Genomic DNA, 25479 nt, shown 5'->3' with positions numbered 1-25479 from the left:
CGTTAAGGAAGGATAGGAAATCATGGCAACTATAATGATGTTGATCATGATCGGGTTGCTGCTGCTGGGCTTCCCGATGATGGTTCCGCTGATCACAGGTGCGGTGGTCGGTTTTGTAATGATGTTTGATGGCTTCGGCCAGATGGGCACCTTCGTCCAGCAGATGATGGGCGGTATCCGGCCCGCCTCGCTGATTGCGGTCCCAATGTTCATTCTGGCAGCGGACATCATGACCCGCGGTCAATCCGCTGACCGGCTGATCAACATGGTCATGGCGTTCATCGGCCACGTAAAAGGCGGTCTGGCCATCAGTACCGCCACGTCCTGTACCCTGTTCGGTGCTGTGTCCGGGTCTACCCAGGCCACGGTCGTGGCTGTTGGCTCCCCCCTGCGGCCAAAACTGCTGAAAGCCGGCTATTCGGATTCGTTTTCGCTGGCACTGATTATCAACTCCAGCGACATCGCCTTTTTGATTCCGCCCAGCATCGGTTTCATCATCTACGGGGTTATCTCCGAGACCTCCATTGCGGAACTGTTCATTGCCGGTATTGGGCCAGGCATCATGATTCTGTTCATGTTTTCGATCTATTGCCTGATCTACGCCCATATCAACAAGCTTCCCACCGAGGAGAAGTCCACCTGGGGCCAGCGAGCCGTGGCCATGCGGGAGGCCTTATGGCCGCTGTTCTTCCCGGTCATTATCGTCGGCGGGATCTACGGTGGCATCTTCAGCCCGACAGAGGCGGCGGCCGTTTGCGTGCTCTACGCTTTCCTGCTGGAATTCGTGGTGTTCCGATCACTGAAGCTTGCTGACATCTACCGGATTGCAAAGTCCACCGGCCTGATTACCGCAGTCGTGTTTATCCTGGTCGCCGTGGGCACTGGCTTCTCCTGGATTATATCCTTTGCCCAGATTCCCCAGGCGATTCTGGATTCAGTCGGGATCAGCGACATGGGACCGGTTGGCGTGATGATTACCATCTGTGTCGCCTTCTTTATTGCCTGCATGTTCGTGGATCCGATCGTGGTGATTCTGGTGCTTACACCAATCTTCGCGCCAGCAATCCAGGCTTCAGGCCTGGACCCGGTCCTGGTCGGTGTGCTGATCACCCTGCAGGTGGCCATCGGCTCGGCGACACCGCCGTTCGGCTGTGACATCTTCACTGCCATCGCGATTTTCAAGCGCCCCTATCTGGAGGTTATTCGGGGCACGCCGCCGTTCGTATTCATGCTGATAGCTGCTGCCGGGCTTTTGATTGCGTTCCCGCAAATAGCATTGTTCCTGCGCGACCTGGCCTTCAGGTGATCTGACCACCCTGGAGGGTGAATACAAAGGAGAGCGACATGTTCAAACGGATTCTGGTGGCAGTAGACGGTTCAATGACCTCCTTTGAGGCCTTGAGCAAGGCTATTGAGCTGCAAGAACTGACGGATGCAGAGATCTACCTGCTTTGCGTGTACAAGCATCACAGCCTCTTTGAGGCATCCCTGTCGATCGGACGGCCGGCTGAAATGGACATCCCGGATAAAGTGCTTTCAGAGTACGCCAAGGACGTGGTGAATCACGCGAAACAACTGGCTGCGGAGCGCGGCGGCAAAAACGTCAGAGGCTTCGTTAAAGCAGGCAAGCCTTCGAAGGTCATTGTCGATTTTGCCAAGGACAAAGGGGTGGATCTGATCGTCATCGGTACCAAGGGTACGCACAGTGACAAGGATGGCCTGTTTCTGGGCAGTGTTTCGCATCGGGTAGCATCTCACGCGAAATGCCCGGTTCTTGTGGTTTAACCGTCTAACCAAAAACTTCGACCCTGTTACGGCCGGCTTCCTTGGCGCGGTAGAGCGCCCTGTCGGCCAGGGTCAGAATCTGCAACGGTTTCTCGCCACTTTCCGGCCAACTGGCAACACCCACCGAGACTGTCAGTGCGCCAAGATCTTTCTCCCGATGAATGATCGCCACGTCCCTCACTGCGCTACTGAGCTGGCTTGCCTTATCCATTGCCGCTTCTGATGTGGCTCCCGGCATCACCACCACGAACTCTTCACCGCCATAGCGGCAAACAAGATCACTCTCACGGAACTGTTTCTGGAGAATACCCGCAACTATTTTCAGGGCATTATCTCCAGCTTCATGACCGTAAGTATCGTTGAACTTCTTGAAGTGATCGATATCGATGATCAACAGCGACAGCGGAAGATCGTTGCGCTGTGCAACAGCGCTCTCATGCTCGAAAAGCTGATCAAAGTAGCGGCGGTTTTTAAGCCCGGTTAGTCCATCCTCGTACGAAAACTTCTGCAACTCTTCCCGAAGAGCAATGCTGGAGAGAGTAATACTGATTCTCTGAATGGCCTGATCCAGTGCCGCTAAAAGACGGGCCGAACCATACTCGCTCTCTGCGTTATCGAAAACGCCATCCCCCTCCAGCAGCAGAATGCCTTCAGTGACGTTACCCGCGCTGGCTGACTCCACATTCACCCAGAAGCAAAGCGTGGCACTCTCGACTTCTCTATCCACCCCTTCGGCGCCATGCCACTGTCTCAGTTGCGGCAGCCTGGAGGGTTCCGGCAGACCTTTGCGGGCGTCCAGCAACACCGGCAGAGGGACCGGGCGGCTGAATCCCCAGACAGCGACGCGATCGTACCGGTCGCTTGACCCCCTTTGATAGAAGGCGCCTTTCAGTGGGCTGCAGATATCCGGGAGCGCCCGTACAAGCAGACCGAACGCCTGCTTCAGGCCCAGACAGTCCTGGAGTTCGGTAAGAACGTCGCCCAGAATCCTGTTTTTCTCGTTTTCGAAGGTCAGCATCCGGACCCGTGCCTGCTCACGCCGGGCCAGTGCCTCTGCTTTGGCGGTACGTTCAGCCACCTTTTCCTCCAGAGACACGTTCAACCGCTTCAGCGCTTCCTGGGTTCCCGCATAGTGCCACAGAGAGATAACCACCACGGCCAGTGAGAACAGGAGCATACCCCAGCTAACCGGCACCCGTCCCCAGGGCAGTACCCCGTGGGCAACTGCCATATCTACAATCAGCAAGCCACAGAAAATGCCAAAGGCCAGTAGCAATATCTGTTGTTCCCGCAACATCCGACGGATACGACGCAGCACCACGGCAAAAATGATAACCAGAGAAACAAGGAACAGGGCATCGAATGGCGGGAATGTCGAGGACAGATCAAACACGCCAGCAAGCGCGCCGAGCAATGCACCGACGAGATACACCAGATGAACCTTCCAGATCAGGTTGATTAACCAGGGGCGATGATTTGTCAGCCATTGTTCGAGCAGAAGCGCCAGCGCTACCGGCAGCATGTAGTAGGAACCGGCGGCCAGGTAATCCCACATCAACGGCTGATAGGCAATCAGCAGACTGGCCTGGCTTTCTGATACCAGCATCAGAGCCGAAGCGAGGGTGAACAGTGAAATACTGGCAAACGTCTTCTTTTCCGTCTGGAGTAACGCAAAAATGATCGCCAGCAGCGCAATCAGGGTAGCGAAGCCTGCAATCACCAGGGCTTCCAGGGAATTCTTGAGGATGTACAACACCAGATCCGGGTGGTCCATGATGGAGACTTCCCCCCACAGCCCAATGTCTGTGTAGTTGGAGAACACACGGAAGTATACGGGCTTGCCCTCATACCCCTCAGGCAGGAAGATTTCATGCCAAGGCCAGCCCTCAAAGCGGCCACGACCCTCGGCGTCGAACTCTCCATACTGGTAGATTTTCTCGCCGTCGACCCAGACCTGCACGATCAGATCGACACTGAAGATATAAAGAACGGGCTCCTGCCACTCCCCTGCGGGCAAAGTCACCCTGAACCAGACGTTTTCACGACCTTCGCGGCCAGGAGGGTTGGACGGGAAGCCAATGCTGGTCCACTTTTCCGGCGCATCCTGCAACACCCACTGGGGAACACCTTCGGAGGTAAACGGAGAGTCGCCCCAGCGGTATTCCCAACCCTGAGTTACCGGCTGCGATGCACCGTTGGCCAACGCGGGCATAAGGAAAACCAGGAGCAGCACACTTGAGAGGCGCAGCAGGCTTATAAATGACATCAGGAAAGCCATGGCGGCGGCCCCGAAAATAGACGGCAATAGCCAGGGCAGGGTCACGGTAAACCATGCCAGCAGGGGCGTGGCGCCCAGGTTCAGGGCGGCTTCTTCCAGCTGGGGATCAAACTTGCGCAGGCGGGCCGCGATCACCAGAGTGCTCAGAGTCGCGATGAAAGTGACCTGCCCCACCACCACCAGGGTCATACCCGGCCGGAAAAGATCCAGCTCGATACCCCAGGCCGATGAAACATCATTGGCCATACCACTGTAGAACACCAGAATGGATACCCCCAGAATGACCCCGGGAATCACTAGCGGCAGCAACATGAGCAGGTACAGGAACTCCTTGCCCCGGAACTGTACCCGCTCAAACAGCACCGCATTAACACACCCCAGGGCGACGCTCACCAGAGTCACCCAGAAGGCAATCTTGGCACTGACCCAGAGCGCTGTGAGCAGGCCATCGTCGTGGAAAAGCCCGGTGCGGCCCTCACTGCCATCGGCGAAATACCAGTCCAGGGTAAAGCCTTTCCATGGCAGCGACGGAAAAGGCGCATCGTTGAAGGCAAACACGGCTGTGACCAGCAGGGGCAAGGCCAGATACACGAAAAATGCCACCAGATAGGCCAGATAGAGGCTATCGAAGAGCCGGGAGCGGGGAACCGAACGAATCATGACGTCATCCCATCACCTTGCGCAGCGATTGACCCGAGATCTTCAGTCCCAGCCACACGATGACCGACGACAGGATCAATAGCAGCACACCGAGTGCTGCGCCCTGCTCCCAGTTAAAACGGGTGATGAACTGGGTGAAGATTTGCTCGGTAAACCAGGCGCTGTCCTTGCCCCCCATGAGTACCGGCGTCAGATAGCTGCCAAGAGTGAGCATGAACACCACGATGCATCCGGAAACGATACCGGGCATGGCCCAGGGCACCACGATTTCGCGCAACACGGTGCCGTGACCGCCACCCAGGTCGTAACCGGCTTCCACCAGGTTTTCATCCATGCCATCAAGGGTTGTCACCAATGGGACAACCATGAACAGAAGGCCGTTGTAGACAAGCCCGATGATGACCGCCACATCGTTGTAGAGCATCTCCACCGGGCCATCCGCCCAGCCCAGGGCCTGAAGCCAGGAACTGAACAGCCCACTTTCGCGCAGCAGAATCATCCAACCGTAAGTACGTACCAACTCACTCGCCCAGAATGGAATCAGGCAGGCCAGAAACAGAATGCCTTTGGAGCGGCCTCTGGCAAGACGGGCAATGTACCAGGCAATGGGGAAGGCGATGATCAGCGTCAGAAAGGTGGTGAACAGCGACATCACCCCGGTGCGTACAAAGGTCCGCCAGTAATAGGATTCGGTAAAGAAGTTCTGATACTGCTCAAAACCCCAGGCAAGGGTGTCCCAGCTTTCCCGGACCAGGAAAGATACCCGTAGCATCTGCAGGTGGGGCAGCAGCACCAGTAAAACAATCCAGAGCAGGAACGGGGTAAGCAATAACCAGAGCGATAGGCGACTGACTGAGGACCTCACAGGCTGTCGGCTCCGAAGACCCTTGCCAATGATGGGTTCCAGGCCAGCCGGATGGAACTATCGACAGACAGTCTTGGTGCCGAGCCATCCTGAGGCAGGCGGGCATAAACCGGTTGCCCGCAGGTCTCAGCCTCGACCCGACTGTTGGCGCCATCGAACAGTGTGGTTCGCACTTTCGCCTGCATCGACGAGAATCCGGAACTGAGCGCATCCCCGGAGAGAACCAGAGATTCAGGCCGGATATACAGTTCAGCCCGGTGGCCAGCCTGAAGGTCGTCCGATGCCACTCTGCCCTGAACCAGTACACCATCATCCAGACGGAGTTCGGCCAGGTTGTCGCGAACCGAGACAAGCTCTCCCGACAGACGGTTATTATCGCCGACGAACCCGGCTACGAACGGTGTCGCCGGCTCCCGATAAAGCTCCTCCGGTGGCGCTACCTGATCGAACCGACCGTCCCGCATGACGGCTACCTGGTCCGACATCACCATGGCTTCCGACTGGTCGTGGGTGATGTACACGAAGGTGGTTCCGAACTGTTTCTGGAGGTGTTTAAGCTCCACCTTCATCTGCTCACGGAGTTTCAGGTCGAGCGCGCCGAGGGGTTCGTCCAGCAGCAGGAGCGTGGGCTCCAGTACCAGGCAGCGCGCCAGGGCCACCCGCTGTCGCTGTCCGCCGGAAAGCTCCTGGGGGTTGCGGTGCTCAAGATCTGGCAGGCCGACCTGCTCCAGCACCCGGGCAATGCGCTTTCGCCGCTCTGCCAGAGGCATTTTCCGGCGCTTCAGCCCATAGGCGATGTTGTCACCGACCGTCATGGTGGGAAACAGGGCCAGATGCTGGAACACCATGTTCACCGGTCGACGATTGGGGGGCACATCGTTCATACGCTGGCCACGGATGTGGATGTCTCCCTGATCGGGTTTATCGAACCCGGCGAGGAGTCGCAACAACGTGGTCTTGCCGCAACCGGAGGGTCCCAGAATCGAGAAAAACGTGCCCGCAGGCACGTCCAGGGACACATGATCCACCGCGGCATTGCTGCCGAACCGGCGGACCAGTCCCTCACAGAACAGGTCCGAATCCATTCCCATGGGAATCAGTTCGCGGCCTGGACGCGATCCAGCACCTGACCTTCCATGGTTTCCAGCCCTGGCGGAACCGGCGGATACCACTTGATATTGTTGATGGCGGCGTCATCAAAGCTTTCGCGGTATGCGTCCCGGAGATCGGCTTTGACAAACTCATCGGCACCTTTAGAGGCGGTGAAGTTGCCCGATGCATTGGTGATACGGGCCGCAATCTCCGGCTGCATCACAAAATTGATCCACTTGTAGGCGGCTTCTTCGTTCTCGCTGCGACGTGGAATCGCAAAGGTATCAATCCAGCCCAGGGCACCGGATTCGGGAGCCACAAACCGGATGTCCGGGTTTTCAGCGTTGAGGCTCCAGCCGCCGGCATCCCAGGCCATGGCCGCTTTCACTTCACCGGTGCGCAGCAGGGCCAGCAGTTGGTCGCCGCCGGTCCAGTAGGTTTTCACATTGCTCTTGCAGTCAATCAGCTTGTCCTCAACCTTTGTCATGATGGTCTCGTACTCGTCGCGATTGTCATAGGCCGCAAACGGGTCCATCCCCATGGCAAAGGCAAAACCGATCAGGGTCGGCCGTTTCAGCCGGTAGCTGACCTGGCCCTCGACACCGGAATCACACAGGTCGGTGTAATCGCTCACGATATCCGCAACCGAACTGTGCACGATCAGACCACTGGTTCCCCACACCGAAGGCACACCATAAAACTTGCCATCTAGCTCCGTGGACTCCTGGGTCGCCTTGACCATGGACGGCTGCAACTGGTCCGTGTTTACGCGGCTGAAATCGATGGGTTTATAGATATTGAACTGACGCTGAACGCCGACAACGCGGTCCTGGCTGGGCTGGGCCAGATCAAAACCCGCCCCGCCCGTGGCGCGGAGCTTGGAAATCATGTCTTCATTGTTGGAGAGGGTCACCTGTACATCAATGCCGGTCTCTTCTTCAAACTGAGCGACCACATCATCCGGAGCGTAGCCACCCCAGGTAATCAGGCGCAGCTCTTCGGCCAGCGTAGTGCCGGAAAAGCTGGCGGTGGCAAGGGCTGCAGACAGCAAAAAAGCACGGTTCCGTGTCGAGCGAGAGGGCATGATCATAACGTGTCCTTACTGATGGCAAGTTCAAGAGTTTGCTAACCATTTGTTATCAGGAAGTTATAGACCATGTATTGCAGTTTTCTGAAACCCGGTACGAAAAAACGGAGGCCGCAGCCTCCGTTTTCTATAGTGCCATGAAGTATCGACGCGCTTAACGCCCAGACTTCAGCATTTCCCAGTACTTGGCATACACCTGCAGGGCATCGTCGCCGATATCGGTCTGGAACTCGGCATTGATCATGTCGGTGGCGTTCGGATAGCTCGCACGGTTATTTGCAACCTCGTCCGGCAACAGATCCCGCGCCGCCAGGTTTGGTGTGGCGTAACCGATTTCCTCACTGATCAGCGCAGAGATTTCAGGTTGCAGCACGAAACTGATGAAATGATGGGCCGCTTCCGGATTCTTGGCGTTTTTCGGAATAACGAAGCTGTCCAGCCAGGCAATGATACCCTCTTCCGGATAGACATATTCGAGCGACTCCATGGTGTCCTTGCCCATCACGGCCTCGCCGTTCCAGATCATGCCAACATCGGTCTCGCCTTCCAGGTAGGGCATGCGGGGCGCATCGGAGTTGAAGGTGCGAACCGAAGGCATCAGCTCGGCAAGCTTTTCATAGGCTGCCTCGATCTCGTCCGGATTGGTGCTGTTGCCGGAATAGCCCAGCACCCGCAGGCCAACGTGGAAAACTTCCCGCATGTCGTTGGTGAGCATCACCCGGCCATCGAAGCGATCTTCCCACAGGTCTCCCCAGGCGGTGACAGGCTCCCCTTCGATGTCTGCGGTGTCCACGGCCAGCCCTGTGGTACCCCAGAGGTAGGGCACGGAGAATTTGTTCGCCGGATCGATATCCAGGTTCACCAGCTCGGGATCCAGATTATCAAACCCTTCGATCTTGCTGCGATCGATCGGCATCAGCAGGTCTTCCTGGCGCATCTTGCTGACGTAGTAGGTAGACGGCACCGCCAGGTCATAGGCTGCGCTGTCATCCAGCAGCTTCAGACGGGCATACATGGCCTCGTTACTGTCGTAGGTCGTGTAGACCACCTGAATGCCCGTTTCCTCGGTAAAACGGTCGAGGACTTCCTGAGGCATGTATTCGGACCAGTTATAGAGGTTGAGAACCTGGGGCTCCTCGGAACTGCACCCCGTCAATCCCACTGCCAGCAAGCCGGCCAGTGCCAGTTTCTTCATCGTTTGCTCCTTACCAGAATCCATTGAGACAACATCAGCATAACCAGTGAAAACACCAGCAACAGTGTGCCCAGGGCATTCACCTCGGGTTTCAGGCCCACACGCACCATGGAATAGATGCGCAGGGGCAGAATTTCATAGCTCGGGCCACTGACAAACGTACTGACCACCACATCATCGAGAGACAGTGTAAACCCTAGCAGCCAGCCTGCCAGTAACGCCGGCATGATCACCGGGATCAGCACGGTGCGGGTCATCGTAAAATCAGAAGCGCCCAGATCCCGGGCGGCCTCGGGCAGGCTCTCGTCGAAACCACTCAACCGGGCCATGACCGTGATCACCACAAACGGGAGGCAGAAGGTGACGTGGGCCAGCAGCAGCGATACATAGCCGAGCTGCAATCCCACCAACAGGAACAGGGCCAGCAACGAAATAGCCAGGACAATCTCCGGCGACATCATCACCACAAACAGCATGCCGTTGAGCAGCTTCTTGCCCCGGAATCGGTACCGGTGCAGGGCCAGGGCCGTCAGGGCACCGATAACCGTGGACACCGTGGCGGCAGACAGCGCCAGCCAGAGGGAATTCCACATGGCGGTGACCATGGCCCGGTTATTGAAAAGCGCCTCGTACCAGCGCAGGCTGAGCCCGCCCCAGGCATAGCCGGTGCGGGACTCATTGAACGAGAACACCACCAGCACCACGATGGGCACATAGAGAAGGATGTAGACCAGTGTGAGATAGGTTCGGGGCAGCCACCGTGTCATCAGGCACCCTCCTCGCCAATTCGCCGCTTACTCAGGCGATGGGCGAACATGAGGAACGCCATGGTCACGGTAAGCACGATGCTGGCGGCAGCCCCGAAGGGCCAGTTACGGGCATCGAGAAACTGGTTCTTGATTACGTTACCCACCAGCAGGTTTCTCGATCCACCCAGGATATCCGGAACAAAGAAAAGCCCCATGGCCGGCAGCAAGACCAGCATCACGCCGGCCAGAACACCCGGCAGGGTAAGCGGGACAATCACATGGATAAAGGTGGACAGCCGACCCGCGCCGAGATCGTGGGAAGCCAGCAGCAGTTCCTGCTTCAGATCCTCGAATACCGAATACAACGGCAGGATCATGAACGGCAGCAGCAGATACACCAGACCAATGATCACGGCGCCCTCGGTATAGAGCAACTGCAGGGGCTCATCGATCAGCCCGATCGACATCAGGGCGCTGTTCAGCAGACCGTTGGTGGCCAGAATCAGCTTCAGGGCGTAGGTGCGCACCAGAGAGTTGGTCCAGAACGGCACGATCAGAAGGAAGATCAGGACCAGCTGACGTTGCTTGCCCACTTTGGAGAGCGCCCAGGCAAACGGATAGCCAATCAGCAGGCACACCAGTGTGGTCATGGCCGCCATGTACAGGGAGTGCAGGAAAACCTCCAGATACAGCGGGTCAAACAGCTGGCGATAGGCATCCAGATTCAGGGGCAGAGACAGGAACGAGACCGGGTCCCGGGTCATGACACTGGCACCGACCACCAACAGGTTCGGTGCCAGTACCAGGAACAGGAGCCAGCCCCAGACCAGAATCAGGACAGCGTTTTTGAACGGCTGCTGCATAATGCTATGCATCGGCCGGCAGTTCCTCTTCGCTCCTCTGGCTGGCTTCTTCTGGAAGCAGCCATTCCCAACCATCAACCCAGCTGACTTTTACGGGCTCTCCAAGCCGGTAATCAAACGCCGGGTCATCTTCATCAAAGAATTCACTGGCCAGAACTTCGGTGCCATCGGCGAGATGGATGACCGAATCCAGCGTGCTGCCCTTGTAATTGCGCTCGACAATCTTGCCTGCGACGCCGTTCTCGTCGTCAGGCTCGAGAACCCGGATATCTTCCGGTCGCAGCAGGACATGCAGGGACTGCTCGGCCTGCACCGGAAAATCCGGACGACGCAGTGTTCGCTTGAGGCCAAACACATCCACCTTAATGGAACCGTCCTGAACCGACTCAACGGTGCCCGGAAAAAAGTTCGTCTCACCCACAAACCGCGCGGTGAACAGATTCGCCGGTCGCTCATAGACTTCCCGGGGCGTTCCCAGTTGCTGAACGAGGCCATCCTTGAGCACCACCACCCGATCCGACATCGACAGCGCCTCTTCCTGATCGTGGGTCACGAACACAAAGGTGATGCCGAGCTCCCGTTGCAGTCGCTTCAGCTCCACCTGCATGGTGCGACGCAGTTTGTAATCGAGGGCCGAAAGGGGTTCATCCAGCAGTAGCAGGCGTGGGCGTTTGACCACCGCGCGGGCAATGGCGACCCTCTGCTGCTGTCCGCCGGACAACTGATGGGGTTTGCGCCGGGCAAAATCCTGCAACTGCACCATGGCCAGCGCTTCATCGACACGCTGGCGAATCTCGTCCTTGGGACGTTTTTCCATCTTCAGGCCGTAGGCCACGTTGTCGAACACTGACATGTGGGGGAACAGCGCGTAGTGCTGGAAAACGGTATTCAGCGGCCGGTTTTCCGGGGCGGTGTGAGTGAGATTTTCTCCCGCCAGGGTAATGGTGCCCTCGTCAGGATGCTCAAAGCCCGCCATCAGGCGCAGCAGCGTAGTCTTACCGCAACCAGAAGGCCCCAACAGGGTAATGAACTCGCCATCGTAGATCTCAAGATCCAGACCGTCGAGCACCGTTTTGCCACCGAATTGCTTGGAAAGATTGCTCAGGGATAGCAGTGTCTGTTTCATCGGCGCTGCCCAAGGAATGAGCGGCCTATTTTTCCAGAAACCGACGCAAACAAAAAGGGGCGCCGGGGTATTACAGCCCCGGCGCCCCTTTGACTGACAAAGCCCTCAAGCCTTCGACGGGCTCTCAGGTATTGTCAGGCTTCAGTCTTCAGCCACACTGTTCAGATAGGCCTTGTCGGAAATGTTGGTCCACTGACGAACCTGCTTGAGGTAGTCACGCTGTGAATCGATAATTTCTTTCGCAAGCGGATCCTTCTCAGCGGCTTCGGCCAGCAAACGGTTAGTGGTGCTGCGCAGGGCATCAATGACTTCCGGCGGGAATACCTTGTGAGTTACATCCGGGTAGTCTTCTTTCATGCGATCCCAGGCCACGCCACTCTGGTGGGTGCTCTGGATGTACATGTCATAGGCAGCGGTGCGCATGGCAACCCGCAGGATCTCCTGAAGATCCTTTGGCAGCTCTTCCCAGGTCTTCTTGTTGATCAGGAACTGAACTTCCGCGCCCGGCTCCTGCCAGCCCGAATAGTAGTACTTGGCGATCTGGTGGAAACCCATCTGGAAATCCAGGGCAGGACCGACCCATTCAACGGCATCCACGGTGCCACGCTCGAGTGCGGTGTACAGCTCACCCGGCGGCAGGTTGGTCACGGCAACACCCAATTCCGACATAACCTCGCCAGCGAACCCCGGGGTGCGCATCTTCAGGCCCTGAAGATCCTCAAGTGAATTGATCTCCTCGCGGAACCAGCCACCCATCTGGTTACCGGTATTACCACCCGGGAAGGACAGCATGCCATAGGGTTCATACACCTTCTGCATCAGCTCCATGCCCTCACCGTGGTAGAACCAGGCGTACATCTCGGGCGCGATCAGCCCGAACGGAATGGTGGTGAAGTACATAGCGTTCGGGATTGAGCCCTTGTAGTAATAGGACGCGGTATGGCCCATGTCGTACTGGCCGTTGCGAACGAGATCGAAGATTCCGAAGGGGGCCTTGTGCTTGTTGGATGGATCTATGCGAATCAGCAGACGGCCATCCGACATGGTCTCTGCCATGTCCGCCATATGCTGAACAGTCTCCCCCAGTACCGGAGAGTTTGGCCCCCAGGTTTGCGCAAGGCGCAGGGTATAGCTTTCCTCGGCGGAGCTGGCACTGCTCGCGAAGAGCACCACCGACGCCAATATTGCTTTTAGCGAGCGGGTCATTGTTGTGGAACCTCTATTTCGTTGTTATGCGATGGCTTTTGTTAACCCTCGAATCTTATCCCGAGAGATCCAAGAAGACCAAATAGTGGCGAATGATCACTTCTTTTCATAAGCTCAAGATCAGACGGTTACCAAACTCAGAGAAACGGTGTAACGCCAATGCAGGAAAAGGATCTTTCGCAGCAGCGCGCGCGGTTGCAGGCCCTCCGTGAGAACTACGTCGCCAGGATGCCCGAAACGTTCGAGCGCCTGGAACATCTTATCGGGAGTATTCCTGCCCAAGACCTGCCCTCCGAGTCGGGCGACCTGAACTCGACTTTGACACTGTTAGTCCACGAGGTACATAAACTCGCCGGGTCCTCAGGCTCTCTTGGGCTTCATTGTGTGTCTGAAGCTGCAAGGCAACTTATGTCGCTTGCGGAGCTTTGGCACACCCACCCTCAGGACCCGATAACAAAAAAAGACCTGATGGCAAAACTGATCGCCACAATGCGCGAGTGCGATACCGAATCAACAATTACGGAGAAAAAAGAACCAACGCGAAAAGGGTCTCGCAAAATTCACATAGTGGACGACGACGAGCTCCTTGCCCAAGAAATGCTTACCTGGCTTCTGGAGGCAGGCTTTGACGCCGAGGCATTCTTCTCTTCCTCGGTCTATCTGGACATATTCGAAACCCTGTCGCGACCGGACATGATTATCATGGACGTTGCTTTCGGCGAGGACACGGCAGCAGGACCAGACACCGTAAGGCAGCTCCGCAACAGGCTCGGCCGTATGCCCGCGGTTATCTTTCTCTCAGTCCACGACGAAATGCCTGCCAGACTGGCCGCGCTGAGAGCGGGCGCTTCCCGCTACCTTGTAAAACCGATCAGCAAAACTCGATTGATGGACATTGCGCACGAATTTGCCGAGCGTAAACATACGCCCAAATACCGCGTTCTCATGGTGGATGATGATCAAACGGTCCTGCAGGCAGCAAAAATCCAGCTGGAGCAGATCGGCCTTGAAGTGCATGCTACCGACGAGCCTTTGCAAGCACTGAGAACTGCTCGCCAGATAAATCCGGATGTCATTATTCTCGATATCATGATGCCTGAAGTCTCAGGAACCGAGCTCGCCGCTATTCTCAGAGAGGACCGGCAGTTTGACGCTACACCGATCGTGTTTCTGACCTCTCAAACCCATCAGGATGAGAAAACTCTGAGTGTGGCACTTGGTGGTGACGACTATATATTGAAGCCTTTTGATGCCGATTACCTGACCGCTACCATATTCTCCAGAGCCAAGCGCTCTCGCCGACTGCGTCAGCTGATCAGCGAGAGCGCCCCTGGTTGATCAGACTTTGAACTGCCCGACCAGCTCCCGTAGGCTCTCACCAAGCCGCGCCAGTTCATGACTGGCCTCGTTGGTTTGGGTTACGCCGGTATCGCTACGCTGGGCAGCGTCGACAATGCGGACCACGTTCTGATTGACCTCTTCAGCCACCTGGCTTTGTTGCTCTGAGGCGGTTGCGATCTGGGTTACCTGATCATGAATCTTGCCAATCGAGGTCTCGATGGTTCGCAGCGCGCTGGTTGCATGATTGATCCTTTCGACCGTTTCCGTTGAACGGTTGCGTGATTTGTTCATCCGCTCCACCGATGCCTTGGATTCAGTCACAAAGCCGTCAATCATGGTACGAATCTGATCAGCGGACTCGGCGCTGCGTTTTGCAAGCTGGCGTACTTCATCAGCAACCACCGAGAACCCACGACCATGCTCGCCGGCCCGGGCTGCCTCAATCGCGGCATTGAGAGCCAGCAGGTTGGTCTGTTCAGTTACCGCATGGATGACATCCAGTACCTGCTGGATCTCATCGGATTTTTCCGCGAGGGCGTTGATACTGCGGGCCGTGTCCTCGATCTCCTCGGACAGCTTGTTTACCGCGCCCTGGGCACTGCTGATGGTTTCACCACCCTCACGGGCCATGCGGTCGGCGTCCGAAGCCGAGCTCTCAACCTCATTGGCATTGCCGGATATCTGCTGGATGGTCGCGGCCATCTCATTGATCGCAGAGGCAATCTGGTCAGTCTCGGAGCCCTGTTCCTGAACCGAGGCCCGGGTTTCATTCGCGACCCGGCTGAGCTCTTCGGCTGCGGACGCCACCTGATCCGTGGTGGCGCCGACTTCTCGCATGGTGTCCTGGATCTTGACGACAAAGGCATTGAAACGACGACCGAGCTCGGCCAGCTCGTCGGTACCCTCATCCGGCAACCGCTGGCGGAGATCGCCCTCACCATCAGCAATTTCCTGCATCATGTTACTGACGTTCTTCAGCGGCCGGGTCACGCTACGGCCAACGAATACGCCGATCACCAAAGCGATTACGACAACCACAACCGTCACCAGAAGGATAAAGCCCAAGGCCTCCGCCATGCCCGCTTCAATGTCCTCGCGAGCAGCAGCGACCTGCCGGTCAATATCGGCAATGTAGACACCAGCACCGATCATCCAGTCCCAGTCCGGGATAATGGTGGAATAGGACATCTTGGGTTCTTCATTGCCGGAGGCAGGGTTCATCCAGTCATAGCCGTAGAAGCCCTCGCCGCGGGCAGCGGCGAACAGATCGGCCACCAACCCCCTGACAACCGGATTCTTGGTCGGTCCTTCTTTGGAAGGGTCCGGGGCATAGGCCAGGTTGTATACATCCCTGGTATAGGCGAACACGTAGTTCGTCTCATCAAAACGGATCGAGCGCAGGCGCGCCGCTGCCGCCTCCTTCGCTTCCGCCTCCGTCATCGATGGGTCATTCTTGGCCTCCAGAACCACGGCCTCTGCGGCATCAATGAGATTCTGTAAACCAGCCTTCCGTGCTTCCAGGAGGCTGTTCTCAAGACGCTTGAGCTCATCTTCACCATTGGCCTGAATCTGACTGGCGGTGATCCACGCCAATGTTGCCGCCGTGACGAGTACCGGCACAAGTACTGCCACCAGCAAGCGCGAGCGTATTTTCACTTTACTCAAGACATTCATTTTTCCGAACTCTCCAGGGAATTTCCGTTGGTGAGGATTATCCACGGACCACTTGGCGTGATCTGTTCCAGTTTGTTAAGGCAGGTTTCAGCAGGCGCACTGATTCGCCGAGCCGCCTGCCATCGGACAAACCTTCCACCATTATTTTCAGCTAGGTACAGTAACGGCAGTAACCCGATTGTCTTGAGCGGGAATCAGACTAAAGGACCACTACGAAGGTAGGCCAATGAAGCACCTGTTTCTGGTACGCCACGCCAAGTCCAGCTGGGCCGATGAAACACTTTCTGACCGGGAACGCCCCCTCAGTGCACGGGGCGTCAGCCAACTGGCGCCGTTGGGAAATGCCCTGAAATCTGTCGGCGCGTTCGAAGGCGAGGTATACAGCAGCAGCGCCAGGCGGGCCGTCGCGACATTGCAAGGCATACTGCCCGACACAGTCGCAGCCGAGCGCTACCATACCCTGAGTGCGCTATATACCTTCGACTATCGGCGACTACTCGCATGGCTTGAAGAGCAGGCGGACGCTCCACAGATTACCCTGGTCGGCCACAACCCGGCGTTACTGGAACTGGCCCAGTCCCTACTGAAGCAGCCCCCAGAACAGCTACCCACCGCCAGCGTTATTCACATCCGGCTTTCGATCAAACACTGGCGCCAGATTGGTCGCGGCAAGGGCAAACTGGTGACTCTGATAACGCCAAAGGATTACAGCTACGCCCACTTCGAACGAAAGCTTAAAAAGAGAGCCAGAACCGCGGGGGACGATCCTGCAAGCGACATTCCCAAGGCCCTTCACCATCAACTTGATCGGCTAAGGCAACTGGAACGGGGCGTCGCCCTTGGCCTGGATGACGAATTTCTGCACCAGTACCGGATTGCGATTCGACGCAGCCGGGCCATCGCCGAATCGGTTCAGGACGTGACTGGTGACAAGTCGCTGGCCAAGGGGGTTAAAACCCTGAAGCGCCATGCAAGGGCAACGGGCCCACTGCGCGACCTTCACGTGTTTCTTCAGGACCTGCCGGAACTTTGCGCAGATGACGCGGAAATTCGGGCAGCCTTGCAGATCTGGTTCGAGCGCGAAGCCGCCAGCCATCATAAAAAGCTGGCAAAGCGACTGAAAAGCAAGCGCTACCAGGACAGCCTGGAACACTGGCGCAATCTGATTGATTCGCGAAAGTTTCAGAAATTGGCCGCAACACTCCGGCCGAAAGACATCCGAAGGGCCGTGGAACGTCGTATCAAGGAGTTCAATAAACGCACTGCCGAGCTGATGCATACTTCACCGGATGAAGATATCCATCGGCTGCGCAAGCAACTCAAACGAATCCGTTACCTGATGGAACTGGATGCAAAAACCTGGAAGCGCAACCTGAAAACGTTAAAGGAGCGGCAAGAGCTCTATGGCCGGTTCCAGGATCTGCACGTTCAGATTTTGCTTCTCGACCAGTTCCGCCAGGCGGCGCCAGAGGTACTGCCAGCCGCGCTCAATGGAATCGTGGAAACGCTGGGAAACCACAAAGCGAACGCCCGAAAACAGATTCTGACCCTTGGAGGACTCGATGGAGCCCCGTTATGACACCCTGTTTTACGACGGACAATGCCCACTTTGCGCCAAAGAGATCCGCACCCTGCGCAAACTCCAGCGTGGCAATCTGATCTTTGCAGACATCCATGAACAGCGCGACGGCAGCGCCAACCTGCCAAGTCACGAAGCTCTGCTCAGACGCCTGCACCTGATGACCTGGACCGGCGAATGGGTCATCGGCCTGCCCGCAAATGTTCGCGCCTGGTCCCACACGCCCTTTGGTTTTCTGTTCAAACCCCTGCTGTGGCCAGGTATCTTCCAGATTGCCTCGCGCATCTACGGGAAATGGGCAGACAAACGCTATGAGCGCAAATACGCCTGCGCCATCGGAGATAACGAAACCGCTTAATCATGCATGTACGGGGTGTCGCCTGGCGCCCCAAACCCTTATCCTGAGGTATAACCTTATTCCATCAGTATGAGGAGCTTAACCATGAAAACTGCCCATGATCTGGTAGAAGCCGCCAGGAAAGAGATTCAGGAAGTACCTCTTGATCAGGCGGAAGACGCCATCAAGAACGCTGACTTACTCCTCGATGTGCGTGATGCGGATGAGTACCGGGCCGGCCACATACCCGGCGCGGTCAACATTTCCCGTGGTTTGCTGGAGTTCAAGTTCACCAATGATCCGGCGTTCGAGAGCCGCGACATGAACATTGTGTGTTACTGCAAAACGTCCGGGCGAGCGGCTCTCAGTGCAAAAGCCCTGAAAGAAATGGGCTACATGCACGTGCAGTCCATCGCCGGAGGATTTGATGCCTGGCAGGAAGCCAACAAACCGGTTGCCAAACCCGAACTGCCGTCCTTCGAGTAACGGGCGCTTACAGGCAGCAGGCCTTGTGCTTTCGGCCACTCCCGCAGGGGCAGGGTTCGTTGCGACCGGGCTTCAACTGGCCCTCGCTGGTATCACCTCGAAGGTAATACCAACGGCCCTGCTCCCGGACAAAATCGGAGTTTTCTTCGAGAAACCCCCAGCCCTTGCCCAGACGGTAGACCGCACGAAAAAGCACCGAGCCACGATCGCCGGACTGGTTGGTGTCCAGGATTTGCAAGGAGGTCCAGTCTGGTGAGTCTTCCAGGCTAAGCGTCTCTGGCCGTGAACTCTCGTGCCAGGTGGCCCGCAGATAATCCGGCAGCTTGAGAACGAAGGCCGCGTACCGGGATCGCATCAGCGCTTCCGGAGTAGACGCTACTTCGCCCTGATGGAGAGGCTGGCAGCATTCGCTGTAGGATTTACCGCTGCCGCAGGGGCAGTTTCGATTTTCAGTCTGTAGAATCATCGGGCTTCGATCGTTTCGGCTATGCTCGTAATCCGGCAGTGTATCAATATCAAACCGGCGTTGCTCCGGCCTACTCCCCTGACCTTTTTGGTGATTTCCTTTGACAGATGTGTCGCTGTTACAGATTCTTCTGGCCAACCTTGCCATTCTTGCCGGAGCTTGCCTGCAAGGCGTGGCCGGCTATGGCATTGGCACACTGGCCGCGCCATTGCTATTCCTGATAAGCCCTGTGTTAGTGCCCGGTCCCCTGATCCTGAATGCCACTCTGCTCACTGTATTCATGCTGATCCGCAATCGCGGCGCATTGCAGGTCAGGGAAGTGCGTTTTGCCATCGGTGGCGGCGTTGCCGGGGCAGTCCTGGCAGCACTGACGTTGCTGGTAATTTCGACCAAAGGCTTCGAACTGACCTTCGGCATTCTTATCCTTGCCGGCGTAGCGCTCAGTGTTGGCGGTCTCAAGCCGGCGCTCAACGCACGGAACAGCGTGCTGGCCGGAGCCGCTTCCACCTACATGGGCACGATTACCGCCGTGGGTGGACCGCCAATTGCGCTGATTTACCAGAATGAAAAGGGTCCGCTGGTCAGGGCCAACATGTCGGCCTTCTTCCTGGCTGCCAGCGTGCTGAGCCTGTCAGGCCTGCTCGCCTCCGGCTACCTGGGAACCCGAGAGCTTTTCCTGTTCGCAGTTACTTTCCCGGGAGTATTCCTGGGCTTCTGGCTGTCAGGCAAACTGGTTCACCGTATGCCCTTTGAGGGGCTTCGCCCGGTAATTCTAGGTATCGCTGCCATCGCCGGAATGGCGGCGCTGATTCGCGGGCTGATCTCACTCTAGGAATCGGACCAGAGGCGCACGCGGAATCGGTTTTTCTTCCACAATAAAGCCAGCCAGAGCGCGTGAGCATTGATCAGGAACGCCAGAATCCACTCGAATGCATCGTCCTTGCGGCTGTAGAACTCGGGCGCCACGCCATTCAGGATGACTGAGAGAATGCCTACCGCCAGAATAAGCTGGCAAAGATTCAGCAGCCTCATGCCCGTGTTCTTCCACAACGGATGGCTGCGCAATCCGGAACTGACCATCAGCTCACAGATGAACGTGAGCGAGAAATACAGAACCACGCCAATACGGCGGATCAGGTTGAAGCCGTCCCCGGCGTGTCCCAGAGCCAGGGTATAGGCGCCGAGCGAAACGCTGGCCACCAGGCCCAGCCAGGGGACCCAGGCCACACCGCTGGAATGAACGCCGAGCTGGCGCAGCCACCGACCGTTAAGCCACCAGAACAGAATGCCCAACAGAGCCGCCGGCAGCATGGTACCTTTGAAAATGAAGTAAGAGGTGCCGTGACGACCAGTCCGGCTGATGCTGGTGCAGCTGTCCCAGTAGGGATTGCATAGCTCCACATGCCCTTCCAGCACTGAAACTGTAAACGTGATATGGATGGTTAACAGCGGGATAAGAGCCGCAGCCAGTGCAAGCCACCAGAGATGGAAAAAGCGGTGATCCGACATGACGGACGATTCCCGTTCAAGTATCGAAAAGCGAATGTCGACTGTGCTTCAGGCGCTTGACCCGCGCATGATAAGCGAACACTATTTGACCAGATTTTGCAATTCAGCCTCCGCTTTTATGTTCTTCTTCCGTCAAAATGGCAGCAGCGGGTGATAGGATCTAGTCATGAATAAAAGCCATCAGGAAATTGTCGAAACCCAATTAGACGTCGCCGAACTTGCGATCGGCATGCATGTGGTTCGGCTGGACCGCCCTTGGGAGGAGACCGATTTTCTGATTCAGGGCTTTGTGATCAAAGACCAGTCAGACATTGAGGCGCTACGCGCTCAATGCGGGTTTGTTTTCATTGAGGGACGGGTTCAGAAAACGAATACCGTTCATGAGGGAACCAACCGCAATCAGAAACCATCAGGATTGCGCCGGCTTTTCAAGCGCAAATCAGCATCAGAACCGGCACCCCAAAAACCTTCCGTACCTCGTAAGCGAGTCACCTACATCAATAAGGTCGACGCTGGCACTGAGATGGCTACGGCCAGGATCCGATTCGAGGACGCGCAAGAGACCGCCAAAGCGATCATGTCAGGATTGCGGGTCGGTCGCACCCTGGACATCAACAATGCGCGCAAAGTCGTCAAAGGATGCGTTGAAAGCGTGCTTAGAAACGAGAACGCACTGATGCTACTTACCAAGATCAAGCATCAGGACGCGTATACGGCCGAGCACTGCATCAACGTCTCGATTCTTTGCGCAGCGTTTGGAAAACATCTCGGTTTGTTACAGGGCGAAATCGAGACCCTTGCGCTCTGCGGTCTGTTGCACGATGTTGGCAAAACAAAAATCCCGGACGAAATCCTGAACAAACCGGGCGCTCTGACTCCGAAAGAGTTTGAGTTGATGAGGCACCACACGACTCACGGCAGAACGATTCTCATGGGCACCAGCCATTCGCTCAACACCGCGGTCGATGTTGCGTTCAGTCATCATGAAAGGATGGATGGCTCAGGCTACCCCAGAGGCCTCGAAGCACATCAAATTCCCTACTTTGCAAAGATCGTGGGCCTTGTCGACACCTACGACGCCATTACCAGTGACCGTGTCTATGATAAAGGCAGGGCGTCCATGCAGGCGCTGGATATCATCCACAAACACCGGGGTACCCAGTTTGACGCCGAACTTGCGGATGAGTTTATCCAACTCATCGGCATCTACCCGCCGGGCTCCATCGTGGAAATGATCAACGGAGAGGTGGGCATCGTTGTGGAGAGCCGGCCGGAGCATAAACTCAAGCCTTGCGTTCTGCTGGTCAGGGAGTCTGACAAAAGCGTGATGACACCTTACCGAACGGTCGATCTGAAGGTCAGCTCGGAGGATGCCGCAGGCGAAATCTATCGAATCGCCCGCGAGGTTCCGGACGGTACCCACAACATCGTACTTCAGGGGTTTGTAGATCAGGGGCTGATCGTAACCAGACCAAGAGCGCCCGCCGAGCAGCCCTGAAACCCAACCAACCTCTCTCAGCCTGGCCGTTTTGTTACCGCCATGGTCAGCCGCGAAACACAGGTAGTTTTCCCCTCTTCGTTCTCCAGAAGGATTTCCCAGACCTGAGTCGCACTACCAATGTGAATAGGCCTGGCTGTGCCATACACCCAGCCCTTGGTAACCGGGCGGATGTGATTGGCGTTGATATCCAGTCCAACAGCGACAGTTTTCGGGTTTTTCAGGCAGCAATTGGCCGCCATACTGCCAAGGGTTTCCGCCAGCAGCACCGATGCGCCGCCATGCAGAATGCCAAAAGGCTGTACGGTGCGTTCATCAACAGGCATACGGCCTTTGACATAGTCGTCGCCAATTTCAAGGTACTCGATACCCATGTAGCTGACCGCGGTGTTTTCGCTGGATTTTGCCAGGTGTTCAAGGTTCGGGGTTCTGGTCCAGATTGCCATAGGGGACTGGTCTCGATGTTGTTTGAAACGGATTAGAAGCAAGGTACCAGTTTATACAGATAGGATGCGAACTACCAAGCCCTCCGCTTTCGATCACCGATTGCTTGCTCAATCAACTTCTCGAACTCCAGCGCTGGGAGCGGGCGGCTGAAATGGTAGCCCTGGAAACGGTTGCACCCCATGCCAACAAGGCGTTCCAGTTGCCCTTTGGTTTCCACACCTTCGGCCACTGCTGACAGTTTGAGCGCAGAGGCCAAGGCCAGGATGGTCTCTGCGATAGCCGCATCATTAGGATCATCCAGGATGTCTCGCACAAACCCCTGATCAATTTTCAACTCATCCAGAGATAGGCGCTTCAAGTAGCCGAGGGACGAGTAACCCGTGCCGAAATCATCGAGGGAGATCCGTATTCCCATGCTTCTCAGGGTTCGAAGTGTTTCCTCCACCAACTCGAGATCGTAGGCAAGAGCGCTTTCGGTGATTTCTACTTTCAGGTTTCTTGGGGAGGCACCGGTTTTTCTCAGCAGTGCCATCACCGTCGAGCAGAACGAAGGCAGGTGAAACTGCCTTGCACTCACGTTGATCGAGACCTGGAGCTGCGACAACGCACCGCCTCGCTTCTTCCAGCTGGCCACCCGGGAGAAAACATCCTCCAGCACCCAGTAGCCGACCGATTCAATGAGGCCGGTTTCCTCGGCCAGAGGAATGAACTCGGCGGGAGAAACCATACCGCGCCCCGGACAGTGCCAGCGAAGCAATGCCTCAGCACCAACAGGATCACCTTTTTCGTTAACCATGACCTGATAGTGGACTGCCAGCTGCTTCCTCCGTATCGCCATCCTGAGGTCCGACTCAAGAGCCAGCCGCTCAGATACTTTCTTCTGCATCATGGAGTCGTAGAAGCGGATGCAATTGCGGCCGTCCTCCTTGGCCCGAAACATGGCCATATCGGCCTGGCTCAGAAGCTCTTCAAGGGACGTTTCGTGATCGTAAAACAGTGTGATGCCGATGCTTGGAGTGCCCGTATATTCTATGCCGTTGAGATTATAGGGCTCGTTGAGGGCATCGCGGATTTTCTCGCAGACTTTCTCAACCTTGGCAGCAGCATCGGCCGGCTCGGCGGGAAATCCCTTCAGAATGAGAACAAACTCGTCCCCACCGAGCCGGGCAACGGTATCCCAGTCCCGGACCGTGTTTTTCAACCTCTCCCCCACCTGGACCAGAAGCTCATCGCCGGTCAGATGACCCGCGGAATCATTGATATTCTTGAAGTTGTCAAGATCAATAAATACCAGAGCACCATGATTATGATCCCGATTGCTCCCGGTTAACGCCTGCGCCAGGCGATCCCTGAGCAGGCGCCGGTTTGGCAGGCCGGTCAGTGGGTCGTAAAAGGCGAGCTTCTCGATTTCGGATTCCGATTGCTTACGGTCCGTAACATCGAAAAAATAGCCGTGCCAGGTCATGCTGTCGTCCGCTAATCGGGCTGGCACCGACCTGGCTTCCACCCAGGCCATCGTGCCATCGCATTTGTAGGCTCGAAAGTCGGTTTCAAAGGGGGTCATGCGCTGGCGAGACTCATTAACCTTTTCAAAAAAGGATGGCTTGTCTTCATCCTCGATCAGGTCGAGCAGAGGCTGGGCATCGACACCAAGCAGATCAGCCGCAAACCCGAAAAGATTTTCAACTTTCTCGCTGATGAAAGGAAAAGTTACATGTCCGTCGGGATACATCCTGAACTGGAAGATAACGCCCGGGAACTGGTCGGAATAACGATAAAGGCTATTCTCGAACCTGACGTTCCGGCCTGCCAGTATCTGTCTGTGAACAGATGCCCCCAAAACCTCACCAACCTGAAGCACGAACTCTTCTGTTTCTGAATCCAACACTCGAGACTGGTCAAGATAATCGAAACCCAGGATGCCCCGGACCTGACCTTCCAGCCTCAAACCAACCAGCACGAGACTGCGGATACTCTCCCGCTGGAACTCCAATTTCTCCTCTTCCGCATCAGGGGGCAGTTCTTGGACTTCGGGGATGACAAGCATCGATAGGGTTTGCAACTGATCCATTAGCCAGGGAAAACGGGCCATCGGTACGTTCTGAACTGCATCTCTCTGGGGTATAACGCCACTTCTGCAGGCTTCATGCGTGATGGAAATGGTCTGGGTAGCTTCGTCGAACATGATCAAATAGGAGCGATCAGCATCAAGCCGATCTCCAAGCTCAGCGATGAAGCTATGGATGCTGCCATCAAGCTCGTCGACAGTGGATCTCGACAGGCCAAGAGATAGCCTGTAAACGAACTCACGTTGATCTTGGGTCACTGCCTTCACCATCGCCATGGACTCCTTCCCAGCAATTCTTCCTGTTTGTTTTCTACCTGCTCGGAGTGTCTCTCTCAAGTTACGACAGGCGCCACATTAAAGTTCACGCCCATCTGAAAGAGACCTCCACTTAACCTGCTCCTGTGTAAAGGTCTTTATACCGCCGGATTAACTCATCGACCCGGCCAGTATTCACAAGCTCGTATAGGCTCTCCGCAATACGCTCCCTTAGCTCAAAGGAGTTACAAGGAGAGGCTTTGGAAAAAGTAAAGAACAGGCCCTCACGACTCACCGGGGGCGACAGGGAAACGAATTGATCAGCAATGCCCAGATATTCGAGTTTTACCCCGCCCTGCAACACTTCATAGAGGACATAATCCACCCGGTCAACCAGCGCCATCTGGAAGGATTGCTCAATCGACCTGACTCCCTCAATGAGGAGATTTTCTTCTGCATACCGGTCGAAATTCTGGCCAAAACTGTTGTTGATCAGTGTGCTGCCCCGCTTACCCATCAGGTCTGGCCAGTGGCGATAGACAAACTCCCGGCCTTTGGGGACCCAGACAGCGGTCGGCAGGTGCGTTATTGGCGGCAGCAAATAGTCCATATAGCCAATGCGTTCCGAGGTAATGAACGCGCCCGCCACCATGTCGATATCGCCCTGGCGTGCCATGCGCTGGACCCGGGCCCAAGAGCCTATGTCCCTCACTTCCACATTCACGCCCAATGGCTCCGTAATTTCCTTGAGCAAAGCAGGCACCGCGCCAATCAGATAGCCCGGGCGCTGCTGGTCGCGCCAGAGCAGGGGCGGATACTCCGGATTCCCGCTCACGATGTGCGTATTGCAGGAAGGGTCTGGCAATGCGTGAACCGGGGCCAGAAACACGGAAGCCACTGCGAATACAAGCGA

23 protein-coding genes are annotated in these 25479 nt (G+C 56.4%); 8 read left to right on the top strand and 15 right to left on the bottom strand.

The window, feature by feature from the left end; translation table 11 throughout:
* Nucleotides 1–22: 22 nt before the first annotated feature.
* Nucleotides 23–1306 carry a TRAP transporter large permease gene (locus KYE_RS20235; RefSeq protein WP_039882165.1) on the top strand — a complete coding sequence of 428 codons (1284 nt, stop codon included), beginning with the start codon at nt 23–25 and terminating at the stop codon, nt 1304–1306.
* 38 nt (nt 1307–1344) lie between these two features.
* Nucleotides 1345–1785 carry a universal stress protein gene (locus tag KYE_RS20230; RefSeq protein ID WP_008177208.1) on the top strand — a complete coding sequence of 147 codons (441 nt, stop codon included), beginning with the start codon at nt 1345–1347 and terminating at the stop codon, nt 1783–1785.
* A gap of 4 nt (nt 1786–1789) precedes the next feature.
* On the opposite strand, the gene KYE_RS20225 is transcribed toward KYE_RS20230, so the two are convergent.
* The 9 genes from KYE_RS20225 to KYE_RS20185 form a co-directional block, all read right to left on the bottom strand.
* A complete protein-coding gene (locus KYE_RS20225; protein ID WP_008177206.1) occupies nt 1790–4723 on the bottom strand; it encodes a diguanylate cyclase in 2934 nt (977 codons plus the stop codon).
* A gap of 4 nt (nt 4724–4727) precedes the next feature.
* A complete protein-coding gene (locus tag KYE_RS20220) occupies nt 4728–5588 on the bottom strand; it encodes an ABC transporter permease (protein WP_039882164.1) in 861 nt (286 codons plus the stop codon).
* A complete protein-coding gene (locus KYE_RS20215) occupies nt 5585–6679 on the bottom strand; it encodes an ABC transporter ATP-binding protein (RefSeq protein WP_039882163.1) in 1095 nt (364 codons plus the stop codon). Before KYE_RS20215 ends, KYE_RS20220 begins: the two co-directional genes overlap by 4 nt.
* Before the next feature lie 5 nt (nt 6680–6684).
* Complete coding sequence (locus tag KYE_RS20210; protein ID WP_050898369.1) at nt 6685–7764, bottom strand: extracellular solute-binding protein; 1080 nt, start codon at nt 7762–7764, stop codon at nt 6685–6687.
* Nucleotides 7765–7921: 157 nt separating this feature from the next.
* Entirely contained in the window at nt 7922–8962 is a 1041-nt protein-coding gene (locus tag KYE_RS20205) for an extracellular solute-binding protein (protein WP_008177202.1), read from the bottom strand.
* Nucleotides 8959–9729, bottom strand: coding sequence for a spermidine/putrescine ABC transporter permease PotC (potC, locus tag KYE_RS20200; protein ID WP_008177201.1), 771 nt, complete (start codon nt 9727–9729; stop codon nt 8959–8961). Before potC ends, KYE_RS20205 begins: the two co-directional genes overlap by 4 nt.
* Nucleotides 9729–10586: a spermidine/putrescine ABC transporter permease PotB gene (potB, locus tag KYE_RS20195; protein WP_008177200.1), complete on the bottom strand. Its 858-nt coding sequence runs from the start codon at nt 10584–10586 to the stop codon at nt 9729–9731. Before potB ends, potC begins: the two co-directional genes overlap by 1 nt.
* On the bottom strand, nt 10579–11700 hold the full coding sequence (gene potA / locus KYE_RS20190) for a spermidine/putrescine ABC transporter ATP-binding protein PotA (RefSeq protein WP_008177198.1): 1122 nt from the start codon (nt 11698–11700) through the stop codon (nt 10579–10581). The genes potB and potA overlap by 8 nt, the downstream gene beginning before the upstream one ends.
* Before the next feature lie 141 nt (nt 11701–11841).
* Nucleotides 11842–12906, bottom strand: a complete 1065-nt coding sequence (locus tag KYE_RS20185) for a TRAP transporter substrate-binding protein (RefSeq protein ID WP_008177191.1) — start codon at nt 12904–12906, stop codon at nt 11842–11844.
* A 159-nt stretch (nt 12907–13065) separates the two neighbouring features.
* On the opposite strand from KYE_RS20185, the gene KYE_RS20180 reads away from it, so the two are divergent.
* A complete protein-coding gene (locus KYE_RS20180) occupies nt 13066–14244 on the top strand; it encodes a response regulator (protein WP_008177190.1) in 1179 nt (392 codons plus the stop codon).
* Here the strand turns inward: KYE_RS20180 and KYE_RS20175 are convergent, their stop codons facing one another.
* Complete coding sequence (locus tag KYE_RS20175; protein ID WP_008177189.1) at nt 14245–15921, bottom strand: methyl-accepting chemotaxis protein; 1677 nt, start codon at nt 15919–15921, stop codon at nt 14245–14247.
* Nucleotides 15922–16147: 226 nt separating this feature from the next.
* On the opposite strand from KYE_RS20175, the gene KYE_RS20170 reads away from it, so the two are divergent.
* From KYE_RS20170 to KYE_RS20160, 3 genes are all read left to right on the top strand, one after another.
* Entirely contained in the window at nt 16148–17500 is a 1353-nt protein-coding gene (locus tag KYE_RS20170; protein WP_008177188.1) for a CHAD domain-containing protein, read from the top strand.
* Entirely contained in the window at nt 17484–17858 is a 375-nt protein-coding gene (locus KYE_RS20165) for a thiol-disulfide oxidoreductase DCC family protein (RefSeq protein ID WP_008177187.1), read from the top strand. The genes KYE_RS20170 and KYE_RS20165 overlap by 17 nt, the downstream gene beginning before the upstream one ends.
* A gap of 84 nt (nt 17859–17942) precedes the next feature.
* Nucleotides 17943–18323, top strand: coding sequence for a rhodanese-like domain-containing protein (locus KYE_RS20160; protein WP_008177185.1), 381 nt, complete (start codon nt 17943–17945; stop codon nt 18321–18323).
* Between the two features lie 7 nt (nt 18324–18330).
* Here the strand turns inward: KYE_RS20160 and KYE_RS20155 are convergent, their stop codons facing one another.
* The gene (locus KYE_RS20155) at nt 18331–18789 is read right to left on the bottom strand and encodes a YchJ family protein (protein WP_081467563.1); all 459 of its coding nucleotides are present in this window, start codon (nt 18787–18789) and stop codon (nt 18331–18333) included.
* 109 nt (nt 18790–18898) lie between these two features.
* Between KYE_RS20155 and KYE_RS20150 the strand changes: the two genes are divergently transcribed.
* Nucleotides 18899–19621 (top strand): sulfite exporter TauE/SafE family protein, encoded by a 723-nt coding sequence (locus KYE_RS20150; protein ID WP_227497899.1) that lies wholly within the window; start codon nt 18899–18901, stop codon nt 19619–19621.
* Here KYE_RS20150 and KYE_RS20145 read toward each other — a convergent pair.
* Nucleotides 19618–20298 (bottom strand): hypothetical protein, encoded by a 681-nt coding sequence (locus KYE_RS20145; protein ID WP_008177181.1) that lies wholly within the window; start codon nt 20296–20298, stop codon nt 19618–19620. The genes KYE_RS20150 and KYE_RS20145 overlap by 4 nt on opposite strands.
* Before the next feature lie 166 nt (nt 20299–20464).
* On the opposite strand from KYE_RS20145, the gene KYE_RS20140 reads away from it, so the two are divergent.
* Complete coding sequence (locus tag KYE_RS20140) at nt 20465–21796, top strand: HD-GYP domain-containing protein (protein WP_008177179.1); 1332 nt, start codon at nt 20465–20467, stop codon at nt 21794–21796.
* 17 nt (nt 21797–21813) lie between these two features.
* On the opposite strand, the gene KYE_RS20135 is transcribed toward KYE_RS20140, so the two are convergent.
* The 3 genes from KYE_RS20135 to KYE_RS20125 all read right to left on the bottom strand — a co-directional run bounded on the left by KYE_RS20135 (nt 21814) and on the right by KYE_RS20125 (nt 25464).
* Entirely contained in the window at nt 21814–22242 is a 429-nt protein-coding gene (locus KYE_RS20135; RefSeq protein WP_008177177.1) for a hotdog fold thioesterase, read from the bottom strand.
* Nucleotides 22243–22313: 71 nt separating this feature from the next.
* Nucleotides 22314–24587, bottom strand: coding sequence for a putative bifunctional diguanylate cyclase/phosphodiesterase (locus KYE_RS20130; RefSeq protein WP_227497893.1), 2274 nt, complete (start codon nt 24585–24587; stop codon nt 22314–22316).
* A gap of 112 nt (nt 24588–24699) precedes the next feature.
* Nucleotides 24700–25464 carry a substrate-binding periplasmic protein gene (locus KYE_RS20125; RefSeq protein WP_050898355.1) on the bottom strand — a complete coding sequence of 255 codons (765 nt, stop codon included), beginning with the start codon at nt 25462–25464 and terminating at the stop codon, nt 24700–24702.
* Nucleotides 25465–25479: the final 15 nt, after the last annotated feature.

It is taken from the genome of Marinobacter manganoxydans MnI7-9, assembly GCF_000235625.1.
GTDB classification, from domain to species: Bacteria; Pseudomonadota; Gammaproteobacteria; order Pseudomonadales; family Oleiphilaceae; genus Marinobacter; species Marinobacter manganoxydans.
This window is presented reverse-complemented; position numbering and strand designations above follow the sequence as displayed.

Excerpts from the sequence above, each read along its gene's own strand:
- KYE_RS20140 (WP_008177179.1), top strand. The coding sequence starts at position 20,465 with ATGAATAAAAGCCATCAGGAAATTGTCGAAACCCAATTAGACGTCGCC.
- KYE_RS20185 (WP_008177191.1), bottom strand. The coding sequence starts at position 12,906 with ATGACCCGCTCGCTAAAAGCAATATTGGCGTCGGTGGTGCTCTTCGCG.
- KYE_RS20135 (WP_008177177.1), bottom strand. The coding sequence starts at position 22,242 with ATGGCAATCTGGACCAGAACCCCGAACCTTGAACACCTGGCAAAATCC.
- KYE_RS20130 (WP_227497893.1), bottom strand. The coding sequence starts at position 24,587 with ATGGCGATGGTGAAGGCAGTGACCCAAGATCAACGTGAGTTCGTTTAC.
- KYE_RS20215 (WP_039882163.1), bottom strand. The coding sequence starts at position 6,679 with ATGGGAATGGATTCGGACCTGTTCTGTGAGGGACTGGTCCGCCGGTTC.
- potB (WP_008177200.1), bottom strand. The coding sequence starts at position 10,586 with ATGCATAGCATTATGCAGCAGCCGTTCAAAAACGCTGTCCTGATTCTG.
- KYE_RS20235 (WP_039882165.1), top strand. The coding sequence starts at position 23 with ATGGCAACTATAATGATGTTGATCATGATCGGGTTGCTGCTGCTGGGC.
- KYE_RS20225 (WP_008177206.1), bottom strand. The coding sequence starts at position 4,723 with ATGATTCGTTCGGTTCCCCGCTCCCGGCTCTTCGATAGCCTCTATCTG.
- KYE_RS20165 (WP_008177187.1), top strand. The coding sequence starts at position 17,484 with ATGGAGCCCCGTTATGACACCCTGTTTTACGACGGACAATGCCCACTT.
- KYE_RS20175 (WP_008177189.1), bottom strand. The coding sequence starts at position 15,921 with ATGAATGTCTTGAGTAAAGTGAAAATACGCTCGCGCTTGCTGGTGGCA.
- KYE_RS20160 (WP_008177185.1), top strand. The coding sequence starts at position 17,943 with ATGAAAACTGCCCATGATCTGGTAGAAGCCGCCAGGAAAGAGATTCAG.
- KYE_RS20180 (WP_008177190.1), top strand. The coding sequence starts at position 13,066 with ATGCAGGAAAAGGATCTTTCGCAGCAGCGCGCGCGGTTGCAGGCCCTC.
- KYE_RS20170 (WP_008177188.1), top strand. The coding sequence starts at position 16,148 with ATGAAGCACCTGTTTCTGGTACGCCACGCCAAGTCCAGCTGGGCCGAT.
- potC (WP_008177201.1), bottom strand. The coding sequence starts at position 9,729 with ATGACACGGTGGCTGCCCCGAACCTATCTCACACTGGTCTACATCCTT.
- KYE_RS20210 (WP_050898369.1), bottom strand. The coding sequence starts at position 7,764 with ATGCCCTCTCGCTCGACACGGAACCGTGCTTTTTTGCTGTCTGCAGCC.
- KYE_RS20230 (WP_008177208.1), top strand. The coding sequence starts at position 1,345 with ATGTTCAAACGGATTCTGGTGGCAGTAGACGGTTCAATGACCTCCTTT.
- potA (WP_008177198.1), bottom strand. The coding sequence starts at position 11,700 with ATGAAACAGACACTGCTATCCCTGAGCAATCTTTCCAAGCAATTCGGT.
- KYE_RS20205 (WP_008177202.1), bottom strand. The coding sequence starts at position 8,962 with ATGAAGAAACTGGCACTGGCCGGCTTGCTGGCAGTGGGATTGACGGGG.
- KYE_RS20145 (WP_008177181.1), bottom strand. The coding sequence starts at position 20,298 with ATGTCGGATCACCGCTTTTTCCATCTCTGGTGGCTTGCACTGGCTGCG.
- KYE_RS20155 (WP_081467563.1), bottom strand. The coding sequence starts at position 18,789 with ATGATTCTACAGACTGAAAATCGAAACTGCCCCTGCGGCAGCGGTAAA.